General features: G+C 64.5%; 19 protein-coding genes. 17 read left to right on the top strand and 2 right to left on the bottom strand.

Annotation, left to right across the window (positions count from 1 at the left end; genetic code table 11):
• The first annotated feature begins 126 nt into the window (after window positions 1–126).
• The 8 genes from ACQR1W_RS36895 (at window position 127) to ACQR1W_RS36860 (ending at window position 8,464) form a co-directional block, all read left to right on the top strand.
• Window positions 127–1,581: a 6-hydroxynicotinate reductase gene (locus tag ACQR1W_RS36895; protein WP_434855365.1), complete on the top strand. Its 1,455-nt coding sequence runs from the start codon at window positions 127–129 to the stop codon at window positions 1,579–1,581.
• Window positions 1,578–2,465 carry a UPF0280 family protein gene (locus ACQR1W_RS36890; protein ID WP_434855364.1) on the top strand — a complete coding sequence of 296 codons (888 nt, stop codon included), beginning with the start codon at window positions 1,578–1,580 and terminating at the stop codon, window positions 2,463–2,465. The genes ACQR1W_RS36895 and ACQR1W_RS36890 overlap by 4 nt, the downstream gene beginning before the upstream one ends.
• Before the next feature lie 39 nt (window positions 2,466–2,504).
• Window positions 2,505–3,089 (top strand): amino acid synthesis family protein, encoded by a 585-nt coding sequence (locus ACQR1W_RS36885; protein WP_434855363.1) that lies wholly within the window; start codon window positions 2,505–2,507, stop codon window positions 3,087–3,089.
• An 89-nt stretch (window positions 3,090–3,178) separates the two neighbouring features.
• On the top strand, window positions 3,179–4,381 hold the full coding sequence (locus ACQR1W_RS36880) for an ABC transporter substrate-binding protein (protein ID WP_434855362.1): 1,203 nt from the start codon (window positions 3,179–3,181) through the stop codon (window positions 4,379–4,381).
• Window positions 4,382–4,585: 204 nt separating this feature from the next.
• On the top strand, window positions 4,586–6,472 hold the full coding sequence (locus ACQR1W_RS36875) for an ABC transporter permease (RefSeq protein ID WP_434855361.1): 1,887 nt from the start codon (window positions 4,586–4,588) through the stop codon (window positions 6,470–6,472).
• Window positions 6,469–7,260, top strand: a complete 792-nt coding sequence (locus tag ACQR1W_RS36870; RefSeq protein ID WP_434855360.1) for an ABC transporter ATP-binding protein — start codon at window positions 6,469–6,471, stop codon at window positions 7,258–7,260. Before ACQR1W_RS36875 ends, ACQR1W_RS36870 begins: the two co-directional genes overlap by 4 nt.
• Window positions 7,257–7,961 carry an ABC transporter ATP-binding protein gene (locus ACQR1W_RS36865; RefSeq protein WP_434855359.1) on the top strand — a complete coding sequence of 235 codons (705 nt, stop codon included), beginning with the start codon at window positions 7,257–7,259 and terminating at the stop codon, window positions 7,959–7,961. The genes ACQR1W_RS36870 and ACQR1W_RS36865 overlap by 4 nt, the downstream gene beginning before the upstream one ends.
• 11 nt (window positions 7,962–7,972) lie before the next feature.
• The gene (locus ACQR1W_RS36860; RefSeq protein WP_434855358.1) at window positions 7,973–8,464 is read left to right on the top strand and encodes a MarR family winged helix-turn-helix transcriptional regulator; all 492 of its coding nucleotides are present in this window, start codon (window positions 7,973–7,975) and stop codon (window positions 8,462–8,464) included.
• A gap of 127 nt (window positions 8,465–8,591) precedes the next feature.
• Here the strand turns inward: ACQR1W_RS36860 and ACQR1W_RS36855 are convergent, their stop codons facing one another.
• On the bottom strand, window positions 8,592–9,788 hold the full coding sequence (locus ACQR1W_RS36855) for an amidohydrolase family protein (RefSeq protein ID WP_434855357.1): 1,197 nt from the start codon (window positions 9,786–9,788) through the stop codon (window positions 8,592–8,594).
• A gap of 176 nt (window positions 9,789–9,964) precedes the next feature.
• Window positions 9,965–10,870: a LysR family transcriptional regulator gene (locus ACQR1W_RS36850; RefSeq protein WP_434855356.1), complete on the bottom strand. Its 906-nt coding sequence runs from the start codon at window positions 10,868–10,870 to the stop codon at window positions 9,965–9,967.
• Window positions 10,871–11,154: 284 nt separating this feature from the next.
• Between ACQR1W_RS36850 and ACQR1W_RS36845 the strand changes: the two genes are divergently transcribed.
• The 9 genes from ACQR1W_RS36845 (at window position 11,155) to ACQR1W_RS36805 (ending at window position 20,251) form a co-directional block, all read left to right on the top strand.
• Window positions 11,155–11,949 (top strand): 5-oxoprolinase subunit PxpA, encoded by a 795-nt coding sequence (locus ACQR1W_RS36845; protein WP_434855355.1) that lies wholly within the window; start codon window positions 11,155–11,157, stop codon window positions 11,947–11,949.
• Window positions 11,950–11,955: 6 nt separating this feature from the next.
• Window positions 11,956–12,198 carry an acetyl-CoA carboxylase gene (locus ACQR1W_RS36840; RefSeq protein WP_008972038.1) on the top strand — a complete coding sequence of 81 codons (243 nt, stop codon included), beginning with the start codon at window positions 11,956–11,958 and terminating at the stop codon, window positions 12,196–12,198.
• The gene (locus ACQR1W_RS36835; protein WP_434855354.1) at window positions 12,195–13,577 is read left to right on the top strand and encodes an acetyl-CoA carboxylase biotin carboxylase subunit; all 1,383 of its coding nucleotides are present in this window, start codon (window positions 12,195–12,197) and stop codon (window positions 13,575–13,577) included. Before ACQR1W_RS36840 ends, ACQR1W_RS36835 begins: the two co-directional genes overlap by 4 nt.
• Window positions 13,577–14,446: a 5-oxoprolinase subunit B family protein gene (locus ACQR1W_RS36830; RefSeq protein ID WP_434855353.1), complete on the top strand. Its 870-nt coding sequence runs from the start codon at window positions 13,577–13,579 to the stop codon at window positions 14,444–14,446. Before ACQR1W_RS36835 ends, ACQR1W_RS36830 begins: the two co-directional genes overlap by 1 nt.
• Window positions 14,443–15,414, top strand: coding sequence for a biotin-dependent carboxyltransferase family protein (locus ACQR1W_RS36825; protein ID WP_434855352.1), 972 nt, complete (start codon window positions 14,443–14,445; stop codon window positions 15,412–15,414). The genes ACQR1W_RS36830 and ACQR1W_RS36825 overlap by 4 nt, the downstream gene beginning before the upstream one ends.
• Window positions 15,415–15,478: 64 nt before the next feature.
• Window positions 15,479–16,540, top strand: a complete 1,062-nt coding sequence (gene torT, locus ACQR1W_RS36820) for a TMAO reductase system periplasmic protein TorT (RefSeq protein ID WP_434855351.1) — start codon at window positions 15,479–15,481, stop codon at window positions 16,538–16,540.
• A gap of 67 nt (window positions 16,541–16,607) precedes the next feature.
• Window positions 16,608–18,125 (top strand): sugar ABC transporter ATP-binding protein, encoded by a 1,518-nt coding sequence (locus ACQR1W_RS36815; protein ID WP_434855350.1) that lies wholly within the window; start codon window positions 16,608–16,610, stop codon window positions 18,123–18,125.
• Window positions 18,122–19,168: an ABC transporter permease gene (locus ACQR1W_RS36810; protein ID WP_434855349.1), complete on the top strand. Its 1,047-nt coding sequence runs from the start codon at window positions 18,122–18,124 to the stop codon at window positions 19,166–19,168. Before ACQR1W_RS36815 ends, ACQR1W_RS36810 begins: the two co-directional genes overlap by 4 nt.
• Window positions 19,169–19,369: 201 nt before the next feature.
• Window positions 19,370–20,251: an aldose 1-epimerase family protein gene (locus ACQR1W_RS36805; protein WP_434855348.1), complete on the top strand. Its 882-nt coding sequence runs from the start codon at window positions 19,370–19,372 to the stop codon at window positions 20,249–20,251.
• Window positions 20,252–20,393: the final 142 nt, after the last annotated feature.

Raw genomic sequence — 20,393 nt, 5'->3', positions numbered from 1 at the left:
CTTTTCCTGCGTGCCGGCGCTTGACAGTTCCGAGCGACGGACAGCATCATTCGTGTACGAATGAATTGCAAGAGCCGCTTCGTTCGAGGCCTTGGGAAGCGATTTCGGATTTGATTGAGCGACCGCATGACGACTGATACGGCGAGCGAGAGTGCCGGCGACAAGATCCGCTGCGATGCCTGTCCGGTGATGTGCTACATCAAGCCGGGCGCCGCCGGCGCCTGTGACCGCTACGCCAATCAGGATGGCGTGCTGGTGCGCGTCGACCCGCATATCCTGCTGGAGCGCACCGTCTCGCATGGCGGCAGGCTGGTGCCGTTCCAGGCGAGCGGCGATTGGGATGGCAAGATCGTGCAGCAGCCCGATCTGTTCGTCACCGCGATCGGGGCCGGCACCACCTATCCCGACTACAAACCGGCGCCGTTCATCGTCTCGTCCGAGGTGGACGGCGTGGACATGGTCACGGTCGTGACCGAGGGCATCTTCAGCTATTGCGGCGTCAAGGTGAAGATCGATACCGACCGTTTTCTCGGCCCGGAGACCGCAACCGTCCGCGTCGACGGCGAGGCCGTCGGCCATGTCACAACCAGCGAATATGGCTCGCAGATGCTCTCCCTCGGCGGGGTGCATCATCTGACCGGCGGCTCGAAGAAGGAGGGCCGTGTCACCTGCGACGCGCTGATGGATCTCAGCAACCGCAAGCCGGTCGAGCTCGTCATCGATGGCGGCGCCAGCGTGATCGTGCAGGCGGGTGCGCCGCCGATCGTCAACGGCGTCAAGGAAGAACGGATGCGGGTCGGCTGCGGCTCGGCAACGATCGGCATGTTCGCCAAGCAATGGCAGGGCAAGGTCGACGAGGTCGTCGTTGTCGACGACCACATCACCGGCGTCCTGTCCGAGCATCAGGCCGGCAAGCTGCTCGACATCCCCGCAACCGGCATCAAGATGAAGGGACGGCGCTCGACACCCGGCCGCTACTTCCAGGTGGCGCAGCCCGGCACCGGCTGGGGCGGGACCGACATCTCCGACCCGCTTGCGATTCTTGGGCCGTTCGATCCGAAGACCGCGCGTCCGGGCACGACGATCTTGATGGTTTCCACCACTGGTGAGCATGCCGGCTATTACGTGCTCGATGAGGCCCTGCAGCCGGTCGAGCACGACATGCCGCCGGACCTGAAATTCTCGGTCGAGCGCATCCAGGAGAATTGCGAGCCGGCGCTGTGCACGGTGTTGTTCATGGCGGGTGCCGGCGGATCGCTGCGCGCGGGCGTCACCGACAATCCGGTGCGGCTGACGCGCTCGGTCAAGGATGCGCTGACGCGCGTGACATCAGGCGGAGCGCCGGTTTATGTCTGGCCGGGCGGCGGCATCACCTTCATGGTCGATGTGACGCAGATGCCCGCTGGCGCCTTCGGCTATGTGCCGACGCCGGCGATCGTGGCGCCGATCGAATTCACGCTGAGGCTGTCCGACTATGCGGCGCTCGGCGGCCATATGGATTACGTGCAGCCGCTTGGCTCGCTGAAAGATGTGTCCAAGGACATCCGTCAATTGCCGTGGCCGGCGCGGAGCGCGGGATGAGACGCCCGGAGATCGCATTGCTCTCTGACAGTCGACGCCTGCATCTGCAGGACGGGCCGATCGATCTGATCATCGGAGCAGATGGGGCGGATGGTGAGATTCGCGCTGCCTACCAGGCGGCGGTGCAGCGCTTCACCGGCCTGCTCGACGAGCTCTGTGCCGAGCTGCCGGAGCTGCGCCAGGCAGCTGCGCCCGATCATTGCGGATTGCGGGGCATCGTGGCCCGCCGCATGTACGGCGCGGTCGCGCCTTATGCTGCGGACACTTTCATTACCCCCATGGCGGCCGTTGCAGGTTCCGTCGCCGAGGAAATCCTCGGCGCGATGCGCGGTGCCGCCAAGCTCACGCGCGCCTATGTCAACAATGGCGGCGACATCGCGCTGCATCTGTCCGATCGTTCGCGCTTCAGTGTCGGCCTGATGGACCGTCCGGATGGAACAGGCGTGATGCGCAGCATCACTGTTCGCGCCGAGCACACCGTCCGCGGCGTCGCGACCTCCGGCCGCCACGGCCGCAGCTTCTCGCTCGGCATTGCCGATGCCGTCACCGTGCTGGCGCGCACGGCGTCGCAGGCCGACGCCGCCGCAACCATCATTGCCAATGCGGTCGATCTGCCCGGCCATCCCGCGGTCGTCCGTCGGCCCGCCAACGAATTGCAGCCGGATTCCGATCTCGGTCACCGCCTTGTCACCTGCGAGGTCGGCGCACTGAGCGGCGATGAGGTTGCCGAGGCGTTGGCGCAGGGCGCTCCGCGGGCGAGGCAGTTGCTCGAGGGCGAGCTGATCGAGGGGGCGGTGCTGCAGCTTTGTGGCGAAATCCGCCTGATCTGTGCGAAGCCGCTCGAGATCAATCGTCCGCAACAGTTGCAGGCGAGCGCGGCGTAAGGTTTGATGCAGCCGGGCTCAAGGACAGGGTAACGAACGATGGGCGCCATCATCCGCAAGATCGTCACCGTGGTCGAGGAGACCCATCGCGAAATGGGGCAGGCGGTGGCGCCGCCGACCCGCCGCGCCGCAGCCGTTGCCGTGATCGAAAATCCCTTCGCCGGGCGCTATGTCGAGGATCTCTCGCCGCTGATCGCGATCGGCGAGGAACTCGGCGAGCTGTTGGCGAAAAAGGCCGTCGCGGCGCTCGGCATTGAGGGGCCCTCAGCGCATAGCTACGGCAAGGCGGCCGCAGTCGGCGCCGACGGCGAATTGGAGCATGCGGCAGCGATCTTGCATCCCAAGATGGGCGCGCCGGTGCGGAACGTGCTCGGCAAGGGCGCGGCCCTGATCCCGTCGTCAAAGAAGCGCGGCGGGGTCGGCTGCACGCTCGATATTCCGCTCGGGCACAAGGATGCCGCCTTCGTGCGCAGCCATTTCGACGGCATGGAGGTGCAGATCAACGATGCGCCGCGTGCCAACGAGATCGTGGTGGCGCTGGCGGTGACCGACAGCGGCCGGCCGCTGCCGCGGGTTGGCGGTCTCACGGTCGGCGAGATCAAGGGCGACGATGGTTTGCGCTAAGTGAGAGCATGCTCCGGAAAAGCGGACACCGGTTTTCCGAACAGAGCGTGTTCAAAAGAATAATCGTTCAACATTTGGAGGCTGAAGGGATGCGACGGAGATTTCTGCTTGCGGCGGGCCTGGCCATCGCCGCGGCCGGCATGGCAAGGACGGCCGCCGCCGAGGACGTGATCAAGATCGGCGAGATCAACAGCTACTCGCTGTTGCCGGCCTTCACCGAGCCCTATCGCAAGGGCTGGCAGCTTGCGGTCGAAGAGATCAACGCGGCCGGCGGCATCAACGGCAAGAAGCTCGTCGTTGTCTCCAAGGATGACGGCGGCAAGCCGGCGGATGCGCAGACCGCGGCTAACGAACTGGTGTCGAGCGAGAATGTCGCGATGCTCGCGGGCACCTTCCTCTCCAATATCGGCCTCGCCGTCAGCGACTTCGCCAACCAGAAGAAGGTCTTCTTCCTGGCCGCTGAACCCCTGACCGACGCCGTCACCTGGTCGAAGGGCAATCGCTATACGTTCCGCCTGCGTCCTTCGAACTACATGCAGGCGGCGATGCTGGTGGAGGAGGCCGCCAAGCTGCCGGCCAAGCGCTGGGCCACGATCGCGCCCAACTACGAGTATGGCCAGTCGGCGGTGGCCGTGTTCAAGAAGCTCCTGTCCGAGAAGCGGCCCGACATCCAGTGGGTCGACGAGCAGTGGCCGCCGCAGGGCAAGATCGACGCGGGTCCGGTGGTGCAGGCGGTGGCCGCCGCCAATCCGGAGGCAATCCTCAACGTCACCTTCGGCGCCGACCTCGTCAAGCTGGTCCGCGAGGGCAACACCCGCGGCCTGTTCAAGGGACGCAACGTGGTCAGCTTCCTGACCGGCGAGCCCGAATATCTCGATCCGCTGAAGGACGAGACCCCGGAGGGCTGGATCGTTACCGGCTATCCCTGGTACTCGATCAAGACGCCGGAGCATGATGCGTTCCTGAAGGCCTATCAGGCCAAGTACAACGACTATCCGCGGCTCGGCTCGATCGTCGGCTACCAGACCATCAAGTCCGCGGCCGCGATCCTGGCCAAGGCTGGCTCGACCGATGCCGACAAGCTGATCGCGGCGGCCGAAGGCCTCTCGGTACCCTCGCCATTCGGCGAGATCACCTTCCGCAAGATCGATCACCAGTCGACGCTCGGCGCCTTCGTCGGCAAGACCGCGGTGAAGGACGGCAAGGGCGTGATGGTCGATGCCGCCTATCGCAAGGGTTCGGACTACCTGCCCAGCGATGCCGAGGTCGAAAAGCTCCGGCCGAAGGAGTGAAGCACGCTGCTTCTTCTCCCTCTCACCGCTTGCGGGGAGAGGGTCGGGGTGAGGGGAGTCTCCGCAACGACTGCGCTCGCGGAGAGCCCCCCTCACCGGATTGCCTCTGACGATGCAATCCGACCTCTCCCCGCAGGCGGGGAGAGGTAAGGAAAAAGTTCGAACCGATTCACTTGCTCTGACGACTCGTCACCCGGACCGCTCATGGCCTTCTACATCGTCCAGTTCCTGACCGGCCTTGCCAGCGCGGCCTCGCTGTTTCTGGTGGCGTCGGGGTTGTCGATCATCTTCGGCGTGACGCGCATCGTGAACTTTGCCCATGGCGCGTTCTATATGCTGGGCGCCTATGTTGCGTTCACCTTGACCGAGCAGTGGTCGGGGGCGCTCGGCTTCTGGGGCGGCATCGTCGCTGCTGCGCTCGTGGTCGCGGCGGTCGGCGTGATCGTCGAGATCCTCTTGCTGCGCCGGATCTATCACGCCCCGGAACTGTTCCAGCTGCTCGCGACCTTCGGGTTGACACTAATGGTCGAGGATCTCGTGGTCCTGATCTGGGGGCCGGACGATCTGCTCGGTCGCCGCGCGCCGGGTTTCAAAGGCGCGGTCGATTTCTTCGGCCAGAACATCCCGAGCTATGACCTGTTCCTGATCGTGCTCGGCCCGGTCGTGCTCGGGGCGCTCTGGCTTCTGTTCCAGCGCACCCGCTGGGGCATCCTGGTGCGCGCGGCGACGCAGGACCGCGACATGGTCGCGGCGCTCGGCGTCAATCAGAAATGGCTGTTCACCAGCGTGTTCGCGGTCGGTGTCTTCCTCGCCGCACTCGGCGGCGCGCTGCAGATCCCGCGCGACGCCGTGCATCACGCGATGGACCTGCGGATCATCGTCGAAGTCTTCGTCGTGGTCGTGATCGGCGGGCTCGGCAGCATCCTCGGCGCCTTTGTTGCGGCCGTGCTGGTGTCCGAGCTCAACGCCTTCGGCATTCTGATCTTCCCGACCATCTCGCTGATCCTGGTGTTCCTGGTCATGGCGGTGGTTCTGGTCGTGCGTCCCTGGGGCCTGTTCGGCAAGAAGGAGGCGCCCGTGCGCCGCACGCCGGGCCTGACCGTCATTCCCTGGCGCGCACTAACCTCACTCGAGCGGCTTGCCGCGCTGGGCGCGCTTGCGCTTGCGGCGATGCTGCCCTTCGTCGGCGGCAACTATGCGCTGACGGTGGGCGCGGAGATTGCGATCTTCGTGATCTTTGCCGCCAGCCTGCATTTCCTGATGGCGGTCGGCGGACTGGCCTCGTTCGGTCATGCCGCTTATTTCGGGCTCGGTGCCTATGGCGTTGCCTTCCTGGCCAAGCTGGCGGGACTGCCGATGATCGCCTGTCTCTTGCTTGGACCGCTGCTCGGCACACTCGGCGCGCTCGTGTTCGGCGCGTTCGCGGTGCAGCTCTCGGGCGTCTATTTCGCGATGCTGACTTTGGCCTTTGCACAGATCGTGTGGTCGATCGCGTTCCAATGGGTGGCGGTGACCGGCGGCGACAACGGCATCCTCGGTGTCTGGCCGGAGAAGTGGGCAGCCTCGCCCTCGCATTTCTACTGGCTCTCGCTCGGCGTTACCGCGCTGGTGGTGAGCGTGTTGCGCCTGATCACCTTCTCGCCGTTCGGCTATGCGCTACGCGCCATGCGTGACTCGCCGCTGCGCAGTGAAGCTATCGGCATCAACGGCAAGCTGATCCAATGGACCGCCTTCGTGGTCGCGGGCACGACCGCCGGAATCGGCGGCGCGCTGTTCGCCTATCTCAAGGGCAGCGTCTTTCCCGACAACATGGGCATCTCGCTGTCGGTCGATGCGCTGGTGATGGTGCTGCTCGGCGGGGTGGAGACCGTGGCCGGTCCGATCTTCGGGGCCATCGTCTATAAGGCGCTCAACATCTGGCTGGTCAGCCAGACGGATCTGTCCAAGCTCGTGCTCGGCATCTTCATCGTGCTGATCGTCGTCGTGTTCCCCAAGGGCATCGTCGGCATGTTCGAAAGCATCACGTATCGGCGCCGTGCAGCGCCGCCGAAATCGCCGGTGCTCGCCGCCAAGATGGAGGGCGCGCAATGAGTCTCGGGGTTGCACTGCTCTCGGTCGAGGGACTCACCAAGTCCTATGGCGGCATTCATGCCGTGCGCGGCGTCTCCTTCATGCTGCAGGCCGGCGAGATCCTGGCGCTGATCGGTCCGAACGGCGCGGGCAAGAGCACCTGCTTCGACATGCTCAATGGCCAGAACATCCCGGACTCCGGGCTCATCTCGGTGATGGGCGAGAACACCACCGGCCGCAAGCCGCGCGAGGTCTGGCGACTGGGTGTGGGGCGCACCTTCCAGATCACCTCGACCTATCCGACCATGACGGTCCGCGAGAACATCCAGGTCGCGCTGGTGTCCTATTATCGCCGCCTGTTCGATGTCTGGAGTCCGATGGCGTCCATCGAGCGCGGCGAGGCCGACCGGCTGCTCGATCTCGTCGGCATGGCCGGCTATGCCGAGCGTCCCTGCGGCGAGCTCGCCTATGGCGATCTCAAACGGCTCGAGCTTGCGATCGCGCTTGCCAATCACCCGAAGCTGCTGCTGATGGACGAGCCGACCGCCGGCATGGCGCCGCGCGAGCGGGTCGAACTGATGCGGCTGACCGCCAAAATCGCGCGTGAGCAGTCGATCGGCGTCCTCTTCACCGAGCATGACATGGATGTCGTGTTCGAGCATGCCGACCGCATCCTGGTGCTCAACCGCGGCACCCTGATCGCGCAGGGTTCGCCGGCGGAGGTCCGCGGCAATCGCGAGGTTCAGGCGATCTATCTCGGCGAAGGTCTGCTCTATGACAGCAGGCACCGCGAGGGAGCCTCGGCATGAAGCTCAACGTCTCCAACCTCAACAGCCATTACGGCCCGGCGCATATCCTGTTCGACATCGGCCTCGAGGTCGGCGAGGGCGAGGTGGTGGCGCTGCTCGGCCGCAACGGCGCCGGCAAGTCGACCACCTTCCGCTCGATCGTCGGCCTGGTCGAATTGCGGGAAGGCCAGATCATGTTCGAGGGCAGGGATATCTCGAAGGCCCCGACGCATGAGATCGTGCGCTCCGGTCTCGGCTACGTGCCGGAGGAGCGGCGCATCTTCACCGAGCTTTCGGTCGAGGAGAACCTCGAGGTCGGCCGCCAGCCGCAACGCCCGAACGCGCCGCATTGGACCCGGGAAAAGCTCTATCAGCTGTTTCCCAATCTCGGCGAGATGAAGAACCGCCCGGGCGGACGGATGAGCGGCGGCGAGCAGCAGATGCTGACCATCGCGCGTACGCTGATGGGCAATCCCTCGCTGGTGCTGCTGGACGAGCCGTCGGAGGGCTTGTCCCCCAAGATCGTGGAGCAGATGGTTGACGCGATCCTCACCATGAAGAAAGCTGGCGTTTCCATGGTCGTCTCCGAGCAGAACCTGCATTTCGCCAGGCTGATCTCCGATCGCGCCTATATCATCGAGCGCGGCCGCATCTGTTTTTCCGGCACCATGGCCGAGCTTGACGCGCGGCCCGACATCCGCGACGCGCATCTGTCGATCTGAGGTCAAATACGATGACAAAAAGTGTCGCGCTGAAACGATCGGTCAAAGCTCCGACCAAGGCTCAATCTAAGGCTGCGTTGAAGTCTCAGCGCACGCCCTATATACTGGACGAACAGATCGGCTTCATCCTGCGCCAGGTCTGGCAGCGCCACACCATGATCTTCGCGCGCGATATCGGCACCAACCTGACCCCGACGCAGTGGGCGGCGCTGTCCAAGCTGGCGGAGACCGGGCCCTGTTCGCAGAATCAGCTCGGGCGACTGACCGCGATGGATGTCGCGACCATCAAGGGCGTCATCGACCGGCTGACCGCGCGCGGCCTCACCGAGACCGGCCCGGATCCGCAGGACGGCCGCCGGCTTCTGGTCAGCCTGACGCGCGCAGGTCAGCAATTGGCGGACAAGACCGCGCCGCACGCGCTGGCGATCTCCAAGGAAACGCTGGCCCCGCTCGAGGCCAAGGAGCGCGAGACTTTGCTTGCGCTGTTGAACAGGCTGCGCTGACCCCCACACTTCGTCATTCCGGGACATCGCGACAGCGATGGGCCCGGAATCCATAACCACCATCGTGAGTATAGATTCCGGGCTCGTGCTTCGCACGCCCCGGAATGACGGTGGTGGTGAGAGTGGCCTACTTCGCCACGATCTCCGGCACCTTCTCGGCCGGTGGGGTGTTGCGGCTGCGCTGGGTACGCACGATGCCGTCGATGATGGTCATGCCGACGCCCGGCAGGTCACCGAGCTGCACGCTGTCGAGCAGCGTCTTGGCCGGCGAGTGCTGCGCCTTGTCGAGGATGACGAAATCGGCTGAACGGCCGACCTCGATCAGGCCGCAATCGAGCGCGCGCATCCGCGCGGTGTTGCCGGTCGCAAAACAGAACGCGATCTCCGCCGGCACCTCGCCGAGCGACGACAGCATCGAGATCATTCTGAGAATGCCGAGCGGCTGTACGCCGGAGCCGGCCGGCGCATCGGTACCGAGGATGACGCGGTTGAGCTCGCCCATCTCGCGCGCGGTGCGCAGGGTGAACAGGGCCGAGCGCTCATTGCCGTTGTGCACCAGCTCGAGCCCGCGCTTGCAGCCCTCGCAGATGCAGCGGATCTGATCGTCGGGGAGCGCCGTGTGGCCGCCATTGATATGGCCGACCACGTCGGTGTCGGCTTCGAGCACGACATCCTTGTCGATCAGGCCGGAGCCTGGGATCGAAGGGCCGCCGGTGTGGATCGTGCTCTGGATGCCGTATTTGCGGGCCCAGCCCACCATCTTGCGCGCGGTCGGGCCGTCCTTGACGCCGCCCAAGCCGACCTCGCCGAGCAGCTTGACGCCGGCGGCGGCCAGCTCCTTGAAATCGTCCTCGACCATCTCGCATTCGATCACCGGCGCGCCCGCATGGACCTTCACGCCGCCGGGACGCAACGTCCAGAACGCGCGCTGCGCGAACACGGCCATGGCCTTCAGCCCGATCACGTCGCGCGGCCGGCCCGGCATGTGCACCTCGCCCGCCGAGATCATGGTGGTGACGCCGCCATGGAGATAGGAATCGATCCAGTTGATCTGGTTCTGTCGCGGCGTCCAGTCGCCGGCCACGGGGTGCACGTGGCTGTCGATCAGGCCCGGTGCTACCGTGGTGCCGTGCGCATCGACGATGGTGGTCGCGCCGGACGTATCGACATCCTTGAAGCGGCCGATCGCGGTGATCTTGCCGTTCTCGGCAACGATGGTGTCGGCATCCAGGATCGGCCGCTCCAGCGCACCCGACAGCATCAAGCCGATATTGCGGATCACCAGCTTGCTGGGGCCGGTGGCTTGCGGCGCGTCATGGGCCATGGAACGGTTCCTTCTGTCTTCGCGAAGCGGCTTGGTGCCCGAGTTTGCGCCGGGCTGCGGCGCAGCATCAAGCTGCTTATTCATTCGTACACGAATGAGTGCATGCGGCAAGCGGCGGCATTGCACGAAGATTCGGCGCGCGCTGCCGTTCTTGCGGGCCGCGAACCGAACTGCTGTCAACGCAGCGTCGGGATGTAGAACGCCTGGCGGAAATAGGAGCGGAACACCTCCATCGACGGGGTGAAGTCGACATTGCGGCGCCAGGCCAGGCCGACATCCATGGCCGGCACCGGATCGCTCAGCACGATGGTCTCGATGCGCTTACCTTCCAGCGACCACGGCCGCAGCACCATGTCGGAAAGGATGGCGACGCCCTGGCCGTTGGCGACCATCGAGCGCACCGCTTCGACCGAGGATGTGCGCAGCACCACCGAGGGCTGATAGGGTGTCTTGCTCCAATATTTCAGCGAAGTGTGCGCGGCCTCGTCGACCGTCAGCATGATGTAGGGCTCGGCAGCGACCTCCTTGAGCCCGACGGCCTCCTTCTGCAGAAGCGGGTGCTTCGAAGGCACCCACAGCCGCCGGCGCGAGCCGATCAAGGTCTCCATGGTGAGATCCGGGTTCTGCACGTTCGAGGTGAGCAGCACCGCGATGTCATAGCGGTTCGACAGCAGGCCTTCCTCGATCGCCTCGCGCGTCAATTCGAACAGCTGGATATTGAGCCTGGGATAATGGCGCTTCAGCCGCTCCAGATGATTGGGCAGGAAATAGCCGATCACGGTGTAGGTCGCAGCGACCGTCAGGCTGCCCTGCACGTCGTCTGCCGGCACCCGGAGACTGGTAGCTTCCTCGACCTTGTTCAGGATGTCGTAGGCGTGAAACAGGAATTGCCGGCCGACGGCGGTCAGCTCCATGCCCTGCGGGGAACGGCTGAACAGCTCGGCACCAACCGTCTCTTCCAGCTCCTTGATCGAGGTGGTGATCGCCGATTGCGAGATCGACAGCGCGGCGGCGGCCTGTGTGATCTGACCCTGCTCGGCGGTGGCGACGAAATAGCGGATCTGCCGCAGGCTGATCGACACGCAAAACTCCATCAAAAGATCAGATAGTATAGGCCACAGGATTCAAAAAAGACAAATCGCGTATTCCTTGTGCACGCTGCATGGCAAAAGGGCGGCACAAATACATGTGTAGATTCAATGAAATGGTTCGTTGCCCCGCACAAGGGCTGATCATTTTCATATCTGAAAAGCAGAAAATGAAATTCCAACAATAATAATTTTCAATGATGGCCGACGCCCCTAACGTTCCCGCCTGCGTCTCCAAGCTTCGGCTTCCGAACGCACCATGTGAAGGGGAAGCATCCGTGCCGGTCAAAGTCGTCGATATCAATTGCGACCTGGGCGAAGCGTTCGGCCAATGGCGGCTGAGCGACGCCGAGGACGCCAGGCTGATGGAGCTGATCAGCTCGGCCAATATCGCTGCCGGCTTCCATGCCGGTGACCCCAATCTGATGGACGCGACCGTTCGGCTCGCCACACAGCACGGCGTTGGCATCGGCGCGCATCCCGCTTATCGCGACCTGCAAGGGTTCGGCCGTCGCCGGATCGACGGCTCCAGCGACGAGATCGTCAATGACATCGTCTACCAGATCGGCGCCTTGCGCGAATTCGCGCGCCGCCATGGTGGCACGCTGCAGCACGTCAAGCCGCACGGCGCCCTCTACATGGAGCTTGCCGCCAACGAGCAACTGTCGCGCTCTTTCATCAAGCTGATGCGGACGGTCGCACCGAATTCGTTCGTATTCTGCATGGACATCTCGGTGACCTACCGCGTCGCGGTCGAAGCCGGCCAGCCGGTGATCCGCGAGTTCTATGCCGACCGCGATTACGACCGCTCAGGCGCGATCGTGTTCACGCGTCACGGCATGAAGCTCGATCCGCAGGCGGTGGCCGACCGGGCGTTGCGCGCCTGCCAGACCGGCAAGGTCCGCACCATCGAGGGTGAGGATATCGACATCGCCTTTGAATCCATCTGCTTCCATTCGGATACGCCGGGGTCTTACGAGATCGCCAGCGTGATGCGGCAGACGCTGATCAAGAACGGCGTTCGGATCGCACCCGTCTCGGAGATAGTCCCTCAGAAACAGCAAAGCGAATAGTGGCCTATGAGCAAGACAGAGATCAAATCGCCGCTGCCGGGCGTGTTCTACCGCAAGCCTTCGCCGGAGAGCGCACCGTTCAAGAACGATGGCGACACCGTATCTGCCGATGACGTGATCGGTCTGGTCGAGGTGATGAAATCGTTCCACGAGGTGAAGGCGGGCCTGTCCGGCAAAGCGATCCGCTTCATCGTCGATGATGCCGATGCCGTGATGGCCGGGCAGCCGATCGCCGAGGTCGAGGCATGACCTTGCGCTCGGTCCTGATCGCAAACCGGGGCGAGATCGCAGTTCGGATCATCCGTGCGGCGAAGGCGCTGGGCCTGCGCACCGTCCTGGCGCACAGTGTCGCCGATGCGGGATCGCTGGCCGCGCAGCTCGCCGATGAGACGGTCGAGATCGGGCCGCCGGCGGCGAAGAAATCCTATCTCAACATTGACGCGGTGGTGAATGCAGCGAAGGCGGCCAAGGTCGACGCGGTGCATCCCGGCTACGGCTTCCTGGCTGAGAACGCCGATTTCGCTGATGCCGTCGTTGCCGCAGGGATCCGCTTCGTCGGACCGAGCGGAGCTGCGATCAGGCTTCTAGGCGACAAGGTGATGGCGCGGCAGGTGGCGGCGAAAGCGGGCGTGCCGACCGTGCCGGGCTCCGAGGGCCGTGTCGCCGATCTCGACGAGGCAAGCGCAATTGCGGCGCGCATCGGTTTTCCCGTGATGGTGAAGGCGGCGGCCGGCGGCGGTGGCCGCGGCATCCGCATCGTGCAGAACGCGGACGAGTTCGCGCGGCAGTTTCCGCAGGCCTCCAGCGAAGCGGCAGCCGCGTTTGGCGACGGCGGCCTCTATATCGAGAAGGTGATCGAGCGCGCCCGCCACGTCGAGGTGCAGATCCTCGGCGACGGCGACGACGTCGTGCACTGTTTCGAGCGCGAATGCTCGCTGCAACGTCGCCGACAGAAGGTGTGGGAGGAGGCGCCTGCGATCGGCCTGCCCGAAGGCGTCCGCGCGCGGCTGTGCGACAGCGCCGTCGCGCTGGCGCGCTCCGTCGGTTACAGCGGCGCGGGCACGGTCGAATATCTCTATGACGACGCGACACAGCAGTTCTATTTCATCGAGGTCAACACCCGCATTCAGGTCGAGCATCCCGTCACCGAGATGATCACCGGGATCGACCTGGTGCAGGAGATGTTGCGTATCGCCGCCGGCGACAGGCTCTCGGTGACCCAGGACCAGATCAGCATCCAGGGCCACGCGATCGAGTGCCGGATCAATGCCGAGGACCCGCACAAGGCCTTCATGCCGGCGCCGGGCACGATCGAAACGCTCGAGGTGCCGAACGGAGCGGGCATTCGCTTCGATACGATGCTGTTCGAAGGCTATGCCGTGCCGCCGTTCTACGACTCGCTGCTCGGCAAGCTGATCGTACACGGCCAGGATCGCGCCGATTGCCTGGCGCGGCTGCGCAGCGCGCTCGATCAGCTCGTGATCTCAGGCATTCCAACCACCATCCCGCTGCACGCGGCACTGGCGCGCGATCCAAGCGTGAAGGACGGCCGCACCCACACCCGCTTTCTCGAGCCATGGCTCGAGACCGACTTTGCGCAGCTTGCCCGCGCCAGGGAGAACGCCTGATGACGACCCGCTACTCCTTCGGGGGCGATGAGCATCTCTTCGTCGAATGTGACGAGGCGATGTCGCTCGACGCCTTCTTCAAGAGCCTGTCGATGACGAATGCGATCCGCGACGCCGATATCAAGGGCGTCACGGAGATCTGTCCCGCCAACGCCTCATTCCAGATCAAATTCGACCCTGACGTGATCAAGCCGAACGATATTCTGAAAGAGGTGCAGGCGATCGAGAGCGCGGCAGCGAACACCGAGCCGGTCATCAAGACCCGCATCATCGAGATCCCGGTGTTCTATCAGGATCCCTGGACGCATGAGACCTTGATGCGCTTTCGCGAGCGCCATCAGGACCCGACAGCCACCGATCTCGAATATGCCGCTCGCATCAACGGCCTCGCCGACGTCGATGCCTTCGTCAAGGCGCATAGCGGCTCGCCCTGGTTCGTCTCGATGGTCGGCTTCGTCGCCGGCCTGCCGTTCATGTACCAGATGGTCGAGCGCGCCAAGCAGCTCGAGGTGCCGAAATATCTGCGTCCGCGCACCGACACGCCGAAGCTCACCATCGGCCACGGCGGCTGCTTCTCCTGTATCTATTCGGTGCGCGGCGCCGGCGGCTATCAGATGTTCGGCATCACCCCGATGCCGATCTTCGATCCCGAGCAGAAGATCGGATATTTGCGCGACTTCATGGTGTTCTTCCGGCCGGGCGACATCGTCAAGTTCAAGCCGATCGACAAGGCCGCCTATGAGCAGGCGGTGGCGGATGTCGACGCCGGACGGTTCGCGCCCTTGATGCGCGACGTCACCTTCGACTTCCGCGAATTCCAAAAGGACATGACCGGCTACAACGCCAGGCTGGAGGGGGCGCTGTCATGACCATCAAGGTGCTTCATCCGGGCCTGTCGACCACGGTGCAGGATCTCGGCCGCCCCGGCTATTTCCATCTGGGCATTCCGATCGGTGGTGCCATGGATCGCCTGGCGCTGCGCGCAGCGAACATGCTTGTCGGCAATGACGAGGGCGCGGCCTGCCTGGAGGCCGTGTTCATCGGCCCGCAGCTGGAATTCACCCAAGCGACGCGCATCGCGATCACCGGCGCCGAGATGCCGATCAAGCTCGATGGCGAGGAGCAGCCGGGCTGGACCTCGCTCGAGGTGAAAGCGGGGCAGGTGCTCAGCTTCGATTATCTCAAGAGCGGCGCGCGCATCTACATTGCGGTCGCCGGCGGCATCGACGTGCCATCAGCGCTCGGCAGCCGCTCGACCTATCCGATCGGCGCGCTCGGCGGCCTCAAGGGGCGCGCTATCGCCGCCGGCGACGAATTGCCCGTCGGCCAAGCGGCGGACGGCAAAGTGGGCGCGAGCGTGCCGGAGACCCTGCGCCGCAAGCCCGGCCACCCCGCCGAGTTGCGGGTGCTGCCCGGGCTCTATTGGCATCGCATCCTCCCGGAATCGCAGCAGAGCTTCTTCGCCGACCAATGGAAAGTCGCGCCGGAAGCCGATCGCATGGGCTACCGTTTCCGCGGCGGCCAGGCGCTCAAATTCGTCGAGCGCGAGCAGCCGTTCGGCGCCGGCTCCGATCCGTCCAACATCGTCGACAGCTGTTATCCCTATGGCTCGATCCAGGTGCCTGGCGGCAAGGAGCCGATCATCCTGCATCGCGATGCGGTGTCCGGCGGCGGCTACTTCATGGTCGGCACCGTCATCTCCGCGGATATGGACCTGATCGGCCAGCTGCAGCCGAACATGCCGACGCGTTTCATCGAGATCGACATGGATGGCGCGCTTGCCGCGCGCGCCGAGCGCAAGAGCCTTCTGCAGAAGATCCGGGCGGCCTTGACCTGACCGCAACAGACGCGGGCAGGTGAGGGCCGATGTTTTCATGACTGAGATGATAAGGGGAAAATCGATGACGAGTTTTGTGCGAGTGCTGCTGGCGTCGACAGCACTGGTGATGACTGGAGCGGCCCATGCCGCCGAGTGGTATCCATACGATGCGGCCAAGATCGATCCGCCGTTCGCGGCGGACGGCAAATCCTCCGATGTGAGCTATGTGCCGCTGGAGAAAGCCTCCAAGCCGTGGAAGCTGTGCATCTCCTTCCCGCATATGAAGGACGCCTATTGGCTGGGCGTCGATTACGGCGTGGCGGACGAGGCCAAGCGCCTTGGCGTCAAGATGAACCTGGTGGAAGCCGGCGGCTACACCGAGCTCAACAAGCAGATCTCCCAGATCGAGGATTGCGTCGCCAGCGGCTCGGACGCGGTGATCATCGGCGCCATCTCGGCGGACGGCTTGAACAAGGTGATCGGCGAGATCGCCAAGAAGAAGATTCCGGTGATCGATCTCGTCAACGGCATCTCCTCGCCGGACATTTCGGCAAAGTCGCTGGTGTCGTTCTACACGATGGGTGCCGAGACCGGGGCCTATCTCGCCAAGAAGCATCCCGCGGGTTCGGCCGAGGTCGTGGTTGGCTGGTTCCCGGGCCCGGCCGGCGCCGGGTGGGTCGAGGCCGCCAACAAGGGTTTCATGGACGCAGTGAAGGGCTCGGCGATCAAGGTGCTGGAGCCGAAATATGGCGATACCGGCAAGGAGGTGCAAGCCAAGCTGGTCGAGGATGCGCTGCAGGCAGCACCCAACATCCGCTATGTCGCGGGCACGGCCGTAACCGCGGAGGCGGCGCAGGGCCTGATCCGCGAGCGCGGCTTGAAGGGCAAGGTGGACCTGCTCGCCTTCTACATGACGCCCGGCGTCTATGAAGGCATCAAGCGGGGTCTCATCATGGCGGCGCCCGCGGACTCGATGGTGATCCAGGGCCGCATCGCGGTCGACCAGGCGGTGCGTATCCTCGAAGGCAAGGACTATGTGAAGCACGTCGGTCCCAAGATCTTCGTGGTGGATTCCACCAACATCGCCACCGTGCCGCAGGCGAACATTCTTCCCCCTGACGGCTTCAAGCCCGTCTTCAACTAAGCGAGGGGTGGATGCGGCTCTGCTCCTGTTCCCTGACGGGGCAGGGCCGCATCGAAGGGGCAGGGCCATGCACAGCAGAGCTGCACCGCTGGTCGAGATGACCGGGATCTCCAAGGAGTTTCCGGGCGTCAAGGCGCTCAGCGGCGTCCATCTCAAGGTCGAGCGTGGCGAGGTCCATGTGCTGTTCGGCGAGAACGGCGCCGGCAAGTCGACGCTGATCTCCATCCTCTCCGGCGTGTTCCGGCCGACCGCCGGCTCCATCCACATCGACGGCGCCGAGGTGAACTTCCACTCCGTCCATGACGCGACCGAAGCCGGCATCGGTACCGTGTTCCAGGAGTTCTCGCTGGTTCCGACCTTGCCGGTGTTCGAGAATCTCTATCTTGGCCGCGAGCTCCAGCGTGGTCCGTTCCTCGATCGAGGTGCGATGATCAGAGGTGCGCAAGGTCTCTTTGCCGAGCTGGATTTCGATATCGACGTCACGCGTCCGGCCTCCAGCCTGTCGCGGGCGCAGCAGCAGATGGTCGAGATCGCGAAGGCCTTTCTTGCCAATGCGCGCGTGCTGATCCTGGACGAGCCGACGGCCTCGCTGACCGAGCGCGAGACCGAGCGGCTGTTCGCCTTCATCGGCAAGGCTGCGAGCACGGGCGTCGGGATCATCTACATCTCCCATCGCATCCAGGAATTCGCAGAGATCGCTGACCGCATCTCGATCCTGCGCGATGGCCGGCTGATTGCGACGGTCCCGGCGCGCGCAACCTCCGAGCGCGAGCTGATCGAGCTGATGACCGGCCGCGCCGTCGATCAGATCTATCCGAAGATCGCCCGCCGCGCGGACGCTCCGGTCGTGATGACCCTTGAAGAGATCCGCACCGCCGGCGTGCTTGGCGCGAGCCTTGAGGTTCGTGCCGGCGAGGTGCTCGGGTGCGCTGGCCTGGTCGGCAGCGGCAAATCGCGGATCTGGCGCGCGGCGATGGGATTGCAGCCCTTGCGTGCCGGCAAGGTCACTTTGAAGGGGCGCGACGTCACCGGCGCAACCACGCGGGCGCTGTTGAAGGCGGGCGTGTTCTTCCTGCCGTCCGATCGCAAGAGCGAGGGCTTGCAGATGACCGCAAGCGCGCGGGGCAATATCGAGCTCAGCCTGCTCGATCGCGCCGATGTCACGGGACTGTTCGGCTCCATTGCTCCGCGGCGCAGCCGCGCGTTGATGGACGTGATCGGCGACAAGGTCGGCATCGCCCAAGGTGCAATGGACCGTGCGGTGTCGAAGCTGTCCGGCGGCAACCAGCAGAAGGTGCTGTTCGGCAAGGGCTTTGGCAATGACCGCGACGTTTACATCTTCGACGAGCCGACGGTCGGTGTCGACATGGGCACGCGCATCGCGCTGTACCAGCTGATCAAGCAGATCGCCGAGGCCGGCAAGGCCGTCGTGGTGATTTCATCCGACCTGCCTGAGGTGATGAATCTCTCCCACCGCTTGCTGGTATTCGCCAAGGGCCGCATCTCGGCCGAACTCTCAGGCGAGGCGATCACGGAAGAGAACGTGCTGAAACACTTTTTTGCTGATACGGAGAAGGCGGCGTGAGCATGCCAACAACAACCGCCGTCGAGGACGATACGGCGTTGCGCCGCCCGAATGCCGCGCTTTCGGCGTTGCGCTCGGTCTTCCTGCGGGTCGGGGTGCTGCCCTTCTTCCTGGTCGCCACCATCATTGCATTCTCGCTGGTGTCGCGTGAATTCCTGGCGTTGCAGAACCTCACCAACGTGGCGCGGCAATCGGTCTATCTGATCCTGGTGTCGCTCGGGCAGATGCTAGCGCTGGTCACCGGCGGGTTCGATCTGTCGGTTGGTACCGCGATCGCTCTCACCTCGGTGGTTTCGGCGATCGTCATGGTGGCGCTGTCGCATATGCTGTCGCCCGACCTGGTCTGGCTCGTGATCGTGCTGGGCTGTTGCGCAGGTTTCGTCGCGGCGCTCGTGGTCGGCTGCCTGAACGGGCTTGGCATCGCTGTGTTCGGCGTGTCGCCCTTCATCATGACGCTCGGGGTTCAGTCAGTGGGCGCCGGCATCGCGCTCTTCCTCACCGGCGGCGTGCCGGTCTCGGGCGTGCCATATGAGTTCGGCGATCTGCTTGGCTTCGGCCGCATCCTGGATGTTCCCGTGCCGGTGCTGATCGCCATCGTTGCGGCGGCCGTGATCTGGCTGGTCATGAACCGCACCCGTTTTGGCAAGCACGTCCAGGCGGTCGGCGGCAACATCAAGGCGGCGCGGCTCTCGGGCGTGAACACCACCAAGGTTCTGTTCACCGCCTATGCACTGTGTGCGCTGTTAGCCTCGATCGCCGGCCTGCTACTGACCGCGCGGGTCGGCTCCGGCGAGACCAATCTCGGCGGCACGATCGCGCTGGAGTCGATTGCGGCCTGTGTCATCGCTGGCGTCTCCCTGCATGGCGGGATTGGCCGGGTTGAGAACGTCGTGCTCGGCGGCTTCTTCATCGTGCTCCTGCAGAACGGCATGAACATCGCGCAGATCGGCTCCTACATGCAGATGGTGCTGTTGGGATCGCTGCTGGTGCTGGCGGTCATTCTCGATCAGGTCCGCTACCGGCTGCTGGTCGGAGAGCGCTAGGTCCTCAAGCCGACCAGGCCCCGCAAAGCGTGCTGTCTTTGCGCTGTGTGATCAGGTCGGGCCTGCCGCCCGGTTCGAAAACCATCCTCAGCCGTGCCGAATTGATGCAGGCGGCCGCCGCACCGGCTTGCAGGTGGTGGACGGCGTTGCCATGATCCGGCATCAACGGCCGCTGCAGACGGCATTCTGGCGCGGAGAGGCATGATGGACGACAGGCACACGATCTCTGCCGGCGGCATTTCCGCCACCATCAAGGCAGAGGGCGCCGAGCTGTGCTCGCTGACAACAGCTGGCGGTCTCGAACTGCTCTGGCAGGCCGGCCCGGAATGGCCGCGCCATTCGCCCTGGCTGTTTCCGATCGTCGGTCGCCTCAAGAACGATCAGTTGCGCCATCGGGGCAAGACCTATCCACTGACGCAGCACGGCTTTGCCCGCGATCTCCGCTTCGCGTGGCTGGAGCGCACGACGCGATCCTGCACACTGCAGCTCACCGACAGCGAGGCCACGCGGGCGCGCTATCCCTTCGCCTTTCGCCTGACAATCGCCTTCAGGGTCGATGCGGCGAGCCTGGAGGCCAAGATCGAGATCGAAAATCCCGGTGAGGAGGTTTTGCCGGCGTCGTTCGGCGCGCATCCGGCGTTCAACTGGCCGCTCGCGCCCGGTGCGTCGAAGCAGGAGTCGGTCTTGATCTTCACCGAGAATGAAACCGCGCCAATCCGGCGACTGTCCGGCGGGCTGATGCGACCGGAAGGCGAGCGGTCGCCGATCCAGGGCACCAGGCTGACGCTGTCGGAGCGCCTGTTCGACCAGGACGCCATCATTCTCGATGCGCCGCGCAGTACGGCGGTCAGCTACATCGGGCCCGGCGGACCGGGGCTCACCGTCGGCTGGGACGGGTTTCGCGAGCTCGGCATCTGGTCGAAGCCATCAGGTGCGCCGTTCCTGTGCATCGAGCCGTGGCGCGGCTATGCCAGCCCGCTCGAGTTTGATGGCGAGTTCATCGACAAGCCGGGGCTGATGCATATCGCGCCGGGGGCCGCGGAGACTCTGATGCTCCGCATCAAAGCTCATGAGGCCATTTGAGCTGACGGGATGACGGCATCTCCTTCACGATCCGCAAGCTCGCTGCGACCGAAGTCCACAGAACCTCGTCAGCAGCGCGTTCCCGCGCCGGTTAACCTTGATTTTTAATTGATGTCTGGAAATGGCGCGGCCGTCACCTAGA

Origin of the sequence: Bradyrhizobium sp. HKCCYLS1011, from assembly GCF_051167795.1 — a bacterium.
In the GTDB taxonomy this organism is placed as follows: Bacteria; Pseudomonadota; Alphaproteobacteria; order Rhizobiales; family Xanthobacteraceae; genus Bradyrhizobium.
The sequence above is the reverse complement of the archived record's forward strand: the minus strand, read 5'-3'. Positions and strand labels throughout refer to the sequence as shown.

Coding starts and splice junctions, on each gene's coding strand:
- ACQR1W_RS36895 (WP_434855365.1), top strand. CDS start 127: ATGACGACTGATACGGCGAGCGAGAGTGCCGGCGACAAGATCCGCTGC.
- ACQR1W_RS36890 (WP_434855364.1), top strand. CDS start 1,578: ATGAGACGCCCGGAGATCGCATTGCTCTCTGACAGTCGACGCCTGCAT.
- ACQR1W_RS36885 (WP_434855363.1), top strand. CDS start 2,505: ATGGGCGCCATCATCCGCAAGATCGTCACCGTGGTCGAGGAGACCCAT.
- ACQR1W_RS36880 (WP_434855362.1), top strand. CDS start 3,179: ATGCGACGGAGATTTCTGCTTGCGGCGGGCCTGGCCATCGCCGCGGCC.
- ACQR1W_RS36875 (WP_434855361.1), top strand. CDS start 4,586: ATGGCCTTCTACATCGTCCAGTTCCTGACCGGCCTTGCCAGCGCGGCC.
- ACQR1W_RS36870 (WP_434855360.1), top strand. CDS start 6,469: ATGAGTCTCGGGGTTGCACTGCTCTCGGTCGAGGGACTCACCAAGTCC.
- ACQR1W_RS36865 (WP_434855359.1), top strand. CDS start 7,257: ATGAAGCTCAACGTCTCCAACCTCAACAGCCATTACGGCCCGGCGCAT.
- ACQR1W_RS36860 (WP_434855358.1), top strand. CDS start 7,973: ATGACAAAAAGTGTCGCGCTGAAACGATCGGTCAAAGCTCCGACCAAG.
- ACQR1W_RS36855 (WP_434855357.1), bottom strand. CDS start 9,788: ATGGCCCATGACGCGCCGCAAGCCACCGGCCCCAGCAAGCTGGTGATC.
- ACQR1W_RS36840 (WP_008972038.1), top strand. CDS start 11,956: ATGAGCAAGACAGAGATCAAATCGCCGCTGCCGGGCGTGTTCTACCGC.
- ACQR1W_RS36835 (WP_434855354.1), top strand. CDS start 12,195: ATGACCTTGCGCTCGGTCCTGATCGCAAACCGGGGCGAGATCGCAGTT.
- ACQR1W_RS36830 (WP_434855353.1), top strand. CDS start 13,577: ATGACGACCCGCTACTCCTTCGGGGGCGATGAGCATCTCTTCGTCGAA.
- ACQR1W_RS36825 (WP_434855352.1), top strand. CDS start 14,443: ATGACCATCAAGGTGCTTCATCCGGGCCTGTCGACCACGGTGCAGGAT.
- torT (WP_434855351.1), top strand. CDS start 15,479: ATGACGAGTTTTGTGCGAGTGCTGCTGGCGTCGACAGCACTGGTGATG.
- ACQR1W_RS36815 (WP_434855350.1), top strand. CDS start 16,608: ATGCACAGCAGAGCTGCACCGCTGGTCGAGATGACCGGGATCTCCAAG.
- ACQR1W_RS36805 (WP_434855348.1), top strand. CDS start 19,370: ATGATGGACGACAGGCACACGATCTCTGCCGGCGGCATTTCCGCCACC.